This is a genomic window from Streptomyces sp. NPDC056948 (genome assembly GCF_042674225.1).
In the GTDB taxonomy this organism is placed as follows: domain Bacteria; phylum Actinomycetota; class Actinomycetes; order Streptomycetales; family Streptomycetaceae; genus Streptomyces; species Streptomyces purpurascens.
In genome coordinates this window covers 1-8,644 of the sequence record NZ_JBHUQX010000402.1, presented here as the reverse complement: position 1 = coordinate 8,644, position 8,644 = coordinate 1, and the positions used below count along the sequence as shown (strand labels likewise).

Annotated in this window: 8 protein-coding genes; 2 read left to right on the top strand and 6 right to left on the bottom strand. The window is 72.9% G+C overall.

Annotated elements, in window-relative coordinates:
• On the bottom strand, positions 1-842 hold an 842-nt coding region (locus ACFTZL_RS36030), incomplete at its 3' end, for a sulfurtransferase (RefSeq protein WP_382591925.1).
• 252 nt (positions 843-1,094) lie between these two features.
• Here ACFTZL_RS36030 and ACFTZL_RS36025 point away from each other — a divergent pair.
• Complete coding sequence (locus tag ACFTZL_RS36025) at positions 1,095-1,898, top strand: VOC family protein (RefSeq protein WP_382591922.1); 804 nt, start codon at positions 1,095-1,097, stop codon at positions 1,896-1,898.
• Positions 1,899-1,931: 33 nt separating this feature from the next.
• Here the strand turns inward: ACFTZL_RS36025 and ACFTZL_RS36020 are convergent, their stop codons facing one another.
• The 4 genes from ACFTZL_RS36020 to ACFTZL_RS36005 are packed head-to-tail and all read right to left on the bottom strand — an operon-like array spanning position 1,932 to position 7,295.
• Positions 1,932-2,582, bottom strand: coding sequence for a thymidine kinase (locus ACFTZL_RS36020; RefSeq protein WP_382591919.1), 651 nt, complete (start codon positions 2,580-2,582; stop codon positions 1,932-1,934).
• 55 nt (positions 2,583-2,637) lie between these two features.
• Positions 2,638-3,834 (bottom strand): alkaline phosphatase family protein, encoded by a 1,197-nt coding sequence (locus ACFTZL_RS36015; protein WP_382591916.1) that lies wholly within the window; start codon positions 3,832-3,834, stop codon positions 2,638-2,640.
• A complete protein-coding gene (locus ACFTZL_RS36010; RefSeq protein ID WP_382591913.1) occupies positions 3,834-4,421 on the bottom strand; it encodes a DUF5998 family protein in 588 nt (195 codons plus the stop codon). The genes ACFTZL_RS36015 and ACFTZL_RS36010 overlap by 1 nt, the downstream gene beginning before the upstream one ends.
• Before the next feature lie 51 nt (positions 4,422-4,472).
• Positions 4,473-7,295, bottom strand: a complete 2,823-nt coding sequence (locus tag ACFTZL_RS36005) for a GNAT family N-acetyltransferase (RefSeq protein WP_382591910.1) — start codon at positions 7,293-7,295, stop codon at positions 4,473-4,475.
• Positions 7,296-7,469: 174 nt separating this feature from the next.
• On the opposite strand from ACFTZL_RS36005, the gene ACFTZL_RS36000 reads away from it, so the two are divergent.
• On the top strand, positions 7,470-7,751 hold the full coding sequence (locus ACFTZL_RS36000) for an HPr family phosphocarrier protein (RefSeq protein WP_382591908.1): 282 nt from the start codon (positions 7,470-7,472) through the stop codon (positions 7,749-7,751).
• Between the two features lie 147 nt (positions 7,752-7,898).
• On the opposite strand, the gene ACFTZL_RS35995 is transcribed toward ACFTZL_RS36000, so the two are convergent.
• On the bottom strand, positions 7,899-8,594 hold the full coding sequence (locus ACFTZL_RS35995; RefSeq protein WP_382591905.1) for a GntR family transcriptional regulator: 696 nt from the start codon (positions 8,592-8,594) through the stop codon (positions 7,899-7,901).
• Positions 8,595-8,644: the final 50 nt, after the last annotated feature.

Sequence of the window (8,644 nt, the reverse complement as noted above, 5' to 3'; positions counted from 1 at the left end):
TCCGGACCCACCGCGACCGGCCGGTCCGGGTCCGAGGACCACTCCGACCACGACCCCACGTACAGCTCCGCCGGAATGCCCGCGACCGCCAGCGCCAGGACCTCATGGGCCGCTGACACCCCCGACCCGCAGTACACGCCGACCCTCGAACCTTCGGACACCCCGAGCTCCTTGAAGCGTTCCCGAAGCTCCGGCGCGGGGAGGTAGCGCCCGTCCGCCCCCACGTTCTCGGTGGTGGGCGCCGACACCGCGCCCGGAATGTGCCCGGCGACCGGATCGATCGGCTCCACCTCGCCCCGGTACCGCTCCCCCGCCCGCGCGTCCAGGAGCACCCCGGACCGCGCCAACTCCGCGGCGGCGTCGGCGTCGAGCCGCCCCGCCGCCCCGGGCTCGGGCACGAAGTCGCCCTCCGCCGGTGACGGCACGGACTTCTCCAACGACCCCTCCCAGGCCGGCAACCCGCCGTCGAGGACCCGCACGTCCGGGTGACCCGTCCAGCGCAGCATCCACCACGCCCGGGCGGCCGCCCAGCCCTGGCCGCCGTCGTAGACGACCACCGGTGTCCCGGACGACACGCCCGCCCGGCGCATCGCGGCGCCGAAGTGCGCGAGGTCGGGCAGTGGATGCCGGCCGCCCTCGCCCGGCGCGGAGGCCAACTCCCTGTCCAGGTCGACGTAGACGGCGCCGGGCAGGTGCCCCCTCTCGTAGTCGGCCCGGCCGTCGTACGGCGGCTCACCCGCTGCCCTGGCCGCGGTGAGCTGCCAGCGGACATCGAGCAGGACCGGCGGGTTGGAACCCGTCAGATCGGTCGCGAGGTCGGATGCGGAGATGATGGCGTTCATGGCCCCATCCTCGCGCACGGGGGTGGCCGAGCCGTCCGTGTCCGGCTACTCTGCTCGGCCGGACCGGGACGATCACGTGGTGTACGGGGACGAGCACATGCTGTACAGCTGAACGACACGTGCCGATAAGCGCGCCGCCAGGGGCAGCGCCCCGCACATCGGGCATTCTCCCGGACACGGGTCGCCCCGCCGGGCGGACCCCACGAGGGCTGCGGAGAGCACGGCCACCGCGAGGCCGAGAAGAGAGTGACAATGACCGACGCACGGGAGTCCGCCGGCCCGAACGGCGAAGCGCCCGCCCGGCACACGCCCGGCACGCCCTGCTGGGTGAGCCTGATGGTGCACGGGCTGGCCGCGACCGAGGAGTTCTACGGGGCGCTGTTCGGCTGGGAGTTCCGGCCCGGCCCCCAGCAACTCGGCCCGTATGTACGCGCGCTGCTCGACGGGCGCGAGGTCGCGGGCCTCGGCCGGCTCCCGACCGACCGTCAGCTTCCCATCGCCTGGACCCCCTACTTCGCCTCCCAGAACGCGGACTTGACGGCCGAGAGGGTGCGCAGCAGCGGCGGCACGATCGGCGTCGGCCCGCTCGACGCCTCCGACGCCGGCCGCCTCGCGATCGGCTCCGACCCCTCGGGAGCGGTCTTCGGCATCTGGCAGGCCGCCGCACACCTCGGCACGGCCGTCTCGGGCGTCCCCGGGACACCCGCCTGGAACGAGCTGCTGACCTTCGAGTCGGCGAGCGTCGCCAAGTTCTACCAGACGGTGTTCGGTTACCAGGAGGAGCCGGTGGTCTCGGCCGGCTTCGACTACGTGACCCTGCTGCGCGGCGGCGAGCCCGTCGCCGGCATCCACGGCCTGGGGCAGGCACTGCCCCGCGACCAGGGGCCGCACTGGGTGACGTACTTCCAGGTCGCCGACCTCGACGACACACTGGACCATCTCGTCCACCTGGGCGGGCACGTCCTCAGGCCGGCCCACGACACCGCACACGGCCGGGTGGCGAACGTGGCGGATCCGGAAGGGGCGCGATTCGCTCTGCTGCAGCGGCAGCGCTGACCTGCTGCCGGGCGGGCGGTCAGCCTCAGGCGGTCAGGCGGACGACATCGGCAGCACGTCCGGTGACAGGGCCGCCGCGTGGGACGTCGCCGCGGTCATCCGGCGGCGGTGGTGGCGACGGCACAGGACCTCGTACCCGACCTCGTCGGCGGAGTGGGTGACGTCGCCGACGACCACCTGGGCGCCCTCGACGACCATGGCGCCGCCTATGGTGCGGGCGTTGTGCGTAGCGCGGGCGCCGCACCAGCACAGCGCCTCGACCTGGAGCACCTCGACCCGGTCGGCCAGTTCGACCAGCCGCTGGGAGCCGGGGAACAGCTTGGAGCGGAAGTCCGTCGTGATGCCGAAGGCGTAGACGTCCAGGCCCAGGTCGTCGACCACGCGCGCGAGTTGGTCTATCTGCTCCGGCGCGAGGAACTGCGCCTCGTCGGCGATCACGTAGTCCGCGCGGCCGCCCTGCGAGAGGTGGTCGACGAGGTAGGAGTAGAGGTCCTGCCCGTCCCCGACCTCCACCGCGTCCGTGACGAGGCCGAGGCGCGAGGACAACTTGCCCTCACCGGCGCGGTCGTCGCGCGAGAAGATCATGCCCGCCAGGCCGCGCGCCGAGCGGTTGTGCTCGATCTGGAGAGCCAGCGTCGACTTCCCGCAGTCCATCGTTCCGGAGAAGAACACCAGCTCGGGCATGGGAAAGTGAGCACCTTTCGGTGAAGCGAGGATGGGCGGGACTCGCGGACGGACGTCAGGAGCGTACTTCGAGCAGGGGGACCAGCTGCTCGGCAGGGGTCATCGAACCGTGGTTGCCGACCATCGCCGACTCGTTGGGCTCCCGTTCGGAAGCGATGATCAGGACATCGTCCCGCGCGGCGGCGACCACGTCGCCGATACGGCCGTACACCCGGTCGTCGATCTGCGGGCCGAACCAGCCCGCCGCGATGGCCTCGTCGCGTGAGGCGATCCAGAACTGCTCGCCGAGCACCTCGCGCCAGCAGGTCAGGACGTCGTTCGCGGCGCCGGGCACCGCGTAGACGTGCCGGGCGCGGCCCTCGCCGCCGAGCAGGGCGACTCCGGCGCTCAGCTCCCAGTCCTCGTCGAAGTCGATGCGGTGATCCTCGTCGAAGGGCACGTCGATCATGCCGTGGTCGGCGGTGACGTAGAGGGCGCTGCGGGGCGGCAGTTGCTCGGCGAGACGCTGGACCAGGCGGTCGGCGTACATGAGCTGGCCGCGCCAGGCGTCGGAGTCGACGCCGAAGCGGTGGCCGGCGCCGTCGACCTCGGCGAAGTACGTGTACACCAGGGAGCGGTCGCCCGCGGCCAGTTGCTCGGCCGCCAGATCGACGCGGTCCTCGCCGGGCAGCCGCCCGAGGAACCTTCCGCCGCTGAGCGCGACCTTGGTCAGCGGGGTGTTCTCGAAGGTCGGGGACGACACCTGCGCGGCGTGCACGCCCGCCTTGTGCGCGAGCTGGAACACCGTCGGGTACGGCTGCCAGGGGCCGGGCGGGGCCCACGGCTGCCAGCGGAGCTGGTTCATCAGCTCGCCGGTGTCCGGGTTGCGCACGGTGTAGCCGGGCAGGCCGTGCGCGCCGGGCGGCAGGCCGGTGCCGACGGAGGCGAGGGAGGTCGCGGTGGTCGCCGGGTAGCCGGCGGTGAGCGGGCGCCCGGTGCCGCCGCGCGAGGTCGCGAGCAGGGACGTCATGAACGGGGCGTCCTCGGGGTGCGCCCTGAGCTGCTCCCAGCCGAGGCCGTCGAGCAGGAACACGCAGTTCCGGTCGGCGGGGGTCAGCTCGGAGATCGCGGCGCTCATCCCCGGCACGCCGAGGCCGGCGGCCAGGGTGGGCAGCAGGTCGGCGAGCGAGCCGCTGCCGTACTCGGGGACCGGTGCGGAGGCGACGGCGAGCGGTTCGGGGTGGTGGTCCCAGGCCGTTTCGGTCTGTGCCATCAGCGGGTGGCGTCCGCGGTCGCCTCGGAGAGGGCCTGCGCGAAGGCGAGTGCCTGGCGCACGGTCTCCGGTCCGTCCCCGGCCTCGCTGACGCGCAGGCTGAGGTCGTCCGCCGTCGAATTGCCGGTGTAGCCGTGGTCCGCCTCGCAGTTGGGGTCGCCGCAGGCGGCCGGCTCCAGGTCGATACGGGAGACGGCGCCCCAGCCGATCGTGAGGACGACCTCGCGGGGCAGGGTGCCCGGCTTGTACGACTCCGGGTTGGCGACGACCCGGCTGACCACGATCGACGAGATGCGGCCGATCTTCACGGACTCCGTCGACGTCGTGGCGTACGGCGTCGGGGAGGTGCTGTCGGCGGCCTGCTCGTCGGTGTGGCTGACGATGAAGCGGTTGTCCGTGAGGACGAGCACCGTCACGTGCCGCCGTACCTCGTTCTGGTCGAACGTCGTTTCCTGGTGGACCAGGTACGACCGCATGGGCTCGCCGCCCACGGCGGCCTCCACCGCCTCGGCCACGAGGGCCGGGTAGTAGCCGCTGCGCTCGATCGCCGCCCGCAGCCCCTGGGTCGTCGTACTGGTCTTGGCCATGACGCCCATCCTACGGGGGCCCACTGACTGCGAGGCACAGCTCGCCCCCTGTCAGTACGCGGGGAGGGTCCGGGGGCCGAGGTCGTCGCGGGCGGGCGGGGTCGCCAGGCGGACGGAGGCGCCCAGGACGCTCAGGCCGTGCGAGGCGACGACGACGGGCTCCAGGGTGACCGCGACGACCTCGGGGTGGTCGTCCACCAGCCGGGACACGCGCAGCAGCAGCTCCTCCAGGGCGCGGGTGTCGGCCGGTGCGGAGCCGCGCCAGCCGAACAGCAGGGGTGCGGTGCGGATCGACCGCACCAGCGAGCCCGCCTCCCGGTCCGTGACCGGGATCAGCCGGTGTGCCGTGTCGCCGAGGAGCTGTGAGGCGGCGCCGGCGAGCCCGAAGGAGAGCACGGCTCCGGCCGCGGGATCGATCACGGCCCGTACGACGACGTCCACGCCGCGCGGCGCCATTCGCTGCACCACGGGCCGCAGCTCGTCCGGCGCGCCGAACAGCTCGGTCAACTCGGTGTACGAGCGCCGCAGTTGGTCCTCGTCCGCGAGGTCGAGGCGGACGCCGCCCAGGTCGGCGCGGTGGCGCAGGTGCGGGGCGGTGGCCTTGAGGGCCACGGGGTAGCCGAGGGTGCGGGCGGCCTCGGCGGCGGCGTCGGGGGTCGGGGCGGGCAGGGCGCGGTGAACGTGGATGCCGTAGTGGCCGAGGAGGTCGCAGGTCTCTTCCGTGCCGAGCGTGAGTCCCTGCCCGCGCGCGAGCAGCCCGTCGATCAACGTGGCGGCGCCCCTCTGGTCGATGTCCTCGTACTCGGGCACCTTGCCGGGGTCGGCGGCGTCGCGCCGCCACTGTGCGTAGGTGACGGCCTGGGCGAGGGCGCGGACGGCGCGCTCGGCTGCGGGGTAGGCGGGGATGAGGTGGGCGCCTTCGGGGGCCTCGACAGCGGGGGGTCGCTCTTCGGTGAGCGACGGACGAGGGGCGGTTTGCGGGTGGATGCCTGACTCTGCCTGGGGTGCCGTGCTCGCCGCCGCCGACAGGGCCTCGGCCAGGCCGCCCAGCTCCACGTGCACGACCAGGACGGGCTTGGCCGGGGCGGCGGCCGATGCCGACCTCAGGGCCTCGGCGAGGGCCGCGTCCGCGACCGAGACCTCCCCCACCGCCGGTATGGCCGTGACGACGACCGCGTCGCACCGGTCGTCGGCCAGTGCGCGCGAGAGGGCGGCGTGGAAGTCCGCCGCGGAAGCCGCCGTGGTCAGGTCCTGCGGGGGGTGCGGCCGGAGGCCCTCGGCGAGGCACGCGTCGTACGTGAGCAGGCCGAGCGACTCGGAGTTGCCGAGGATCGCCACCCGGGGGCCGGCCGGCAGGGGCTGGCGGGCGAGGAGCAGGCCCGCGTCCACCAGGTCGGTGATGGTGTCGACGCGGATGACGCCGGCCTGCCGCAGCAGGGCCGAGACGGTCTCGTGCGGCAGCCGGGTCGCCCGGACGGCATGCCCCTGGGGAGCGGCTCCGTGCCGCGCGCCCTGAACCACGACCAGGGGTTTCGCCGCGGCCGTCCGGCGGGCGAGGCGGGTGAACTTGCGGGGGTTGCCGATGGACTCCAGGTACATGAGGACGACGTCGGTGTCGGGGTCCTCGTACCAGTACTGGAGTACGTCGTTGCCGGAGACGTCGGCCCGGTTGCCGGAGGAGACGAAGGTGGAGACACCGGTCACGCCCGTGACGCCGCCGCCACGGCGGTGCAGCCGGGACAGCAGGGCGATGCCGATGGCGCCGGACTGGGCGAACAGGCCGATCCGGCCCGGGCGGGGCGTCTCGGGGGCGAGGGAGGCGTTGAGCCGTACCCGCGGGGAGGTGTTGATGATGCCGAAGGCGTTCGGCCCGATGATCCGCATGCCGTACGTGCGCGCGTGCCGCACGAGTGCGCGCTGGTTCTCGCGTCCCTCGAGGCCGCTCTCGGCGTAACCGGCGGAGACCACGACGAGCCCCTGCACGCCGTGCTCGCCGCACTCGGTGACGACCTCGGGGACGTACTCGGCCGGTACGGCGACGACCGCCACGTCGACCGGGCCGTCGATGTCGCGCACCGAGCGGTGGGCGGGCACCCCGTCGAGCTCCTTCTGCCCCTCGGGGAGGGCCTTGTTCACGGCGTAGAGACGGCCGGTGAACCCGGCGTCGCGGATGTTGCCGAGGACGCTGCGGCCCACACCGCCCGGTGTGCGCCCGGCGCCGATGACGGCGACCGAGCCGGGCGCGAGCAGCCGCTGCACGGACCGGGCCTCGGCGCGGTGCTCGCGCGCGTACTGCACGGCGAGGGAGCGGTCGGTGGGTTCGAGGTCGAACTCCAGACGGACCACGCCGTCCTCGAAGCTGCGCTTCTGGGTGTACCCGGCGTCCGTGAACACCTTGATCATCTTGTTGTTGGCCGGCAGCACCTCGGCGGCGAAGCGGCGGATGCCGCGCTCCCGGGCGACGGCGCCGATGTGCTCCAGCAGGGCGGAGGCGACGCCGCGTCCCTGGTGGGCGTCCTGGACCAGGAAGGCGACCTCGGCCTCGTCGGCCGGTGCCGACGCGGGCGTTCCGTCCGCGCCGATCCGGTCGTAGCGTACGGTGGCGATGAACTCGCCGCCGACCGTGGCCGCGAGTCCCACCCGGTCCACAAAGTCGTGGTGCGTGAAGCGGTGGACGTCCTTGGCGGACAGGCGAGGGTACGGCGCGAAGAAGCGGTAGTACTTCGACTCGTCGGAGACCTGCTCGTAGAAGCTGACCAGGCGATCGGCGTCATCAACGGTGATGGGCCGGATGCGCGCGGTACCACCGTCGCGCAGCACCACGTCGGCTTCCCAGTGGGCGGGATACTCGTGCCGGTCCGGCGAGGTCTGCATGGGCCCCAGAGTACGGCTAGCGTCCGACAGCGGGCGCGAGGCAGTCTGTGGAGGGCGTCGGTCGGATCGAGGCCGCGATCCGACGGCACCCGGAGCGGGACATCAGGACCGCTCCGCAGCTTCACGATATGGGAAACTGGTCTAGACAACCCTGAAACCGAAGGGCAGCAACACATGGCTGAGCGCCGCGTCAACGTCGGCTGGGCCGAGGGCCTCCACGCCCGCCCCGCTTCCATCTTCGTCCGAGCCGCCACGGCCGCAGGCGTCCCGGTGACGATCGCCAAGGCAGACGGCAAGCCCGTCAACGCGGCCTCCATGCTGGCCGTCCTCGGCCTGGGCGCCCAGGGCGGCGAGGAGATCGTCCTCGCCTCCGACGCCGAGGACGCGGACGTCGCCCTGGACCGGCTGGCCAAGCTGGTCTCCGAGGGCCTCGAGGAGCTGCCCGAGACCGTCTGAGTATTTCCCCGCGCCTGACCCGGCGCACCTTGAAGAGCTCGTCCGAATTCATCGGGCGAGCTCTTCGCCTTTCCAGTGCATTTCCTGTCGGCGGGCAGCAGAAATAATCCCCCGCGAATTACCCACTCTTTGTATACGGCTCCCGTGTTAATGCCGCAGGCTTGCCGTGTTTACGGCATGTTGCGAGTTCCTCACACGCTCGGCGCGCTCCCCTGCGGATGCGAAACGCAGCCGGTGCGCGGCCGTCGCGCGCTCGGTGTGCAGCGCCGTGACCGCCCGCGCGCGCTCACTGTCCCCGCGCGCCACCGCGTCCACGATCGCGCCGTGCTCGGCCCAGGACTCCACGGGTCCGGCCGGCGCCTCTACGGCGTACATCCAGGCGATCTTGTGCCGGAGCTGGGTGAGCATCGAGGTCAGCGCGGGGCTGCCGGAGGCCTGGGCGAGCGTCTCGTGGAACCAGCCGCCCAGAGAGCGCAGGTCGTCGCTGTTGCCCCGGCGGGCGCGCTCCTGGCCGAGCCTGACCAGGCCGCGCAGGACCTTCAGATGGGCCTCGGTGCGGCGCTGGGCGGCGCGGGCGGCGCCCAGCGGCTCCAGCAGCATGCGCATCTCCAGCAGATCGGCGGCCTCCTGCTCGGTGGGTTCGGCGACGCACGCGCCCGCGTGCCGCCGGGTGACCACGAAGCCCTCGGCCTCCAGGGTGCGCAGGGCCTCCCGGACGGGGACGCGCGAGACGCCGTAGCGGCGCGCGAGAAGTTCCTCGGTGAGCCGGCTGCCGCGCTCGTAGACACCCGCGACGATGTCGTCCCGGATGGCCGTGCACACCGAGTGCGCGGGAATACGCATGACCGACCTCCCCTTAATCCCCGTGAAACGTCGACTGGCGACGTGTGTTC

Coding starts and splice junctions, on each gene's coding strand:
- ACFTZL_RS36025 (WP_382591922.1), top strand. CDS start 1,095: ATGACCGACGCACGGGAGTCCGCCGGCCCGAACGGCGAAGCGCCCGCC.
- ACFTZL_RS36020 (WP_382591919.1), bottom strand. CDS start 2,582: ATGCCCGAGCTGGTGTTCTTCTCCGGAACGATGGACTGCGGGAAGTCG.
- ACFTZL_RS36015 (WP_382591916.1), bottom strand. CDS start 3,834: ATGGCACAGACCGAAACGGCCTGGGACCACCACCCCGAACCGCTCGCC.
- ACFTZL_RS36010 (WP_382591913.1), bottom strand. CDS start 4,421: ATGGCCAAGACCAGTACGACGACCCAGGGGCTGCGGGCGGCGATCGAG.
- ACFTZL_RS36005 (WP_382591910.1), bottom strand. CDS start 7,295: ATGCAGACCTCGCCGGACCGGCACGAGTATCCCGCCCACTGGGAAGCC.
- ACFTZL_RS36000 (WP_382591908.1), top strand. CDS start 7,470: ATGGCTGAGCGCCGCGTCAACGTCGGCTGGGCCGAGGGCCTCCACGCC.
- ACFTZL_RS35995 (WP_382591905.1), bottom strand. CDS start 8,594: ATGCGTATTCCCGCGCACTCGGTGTGCACGGCCATCCGGGACGACATC.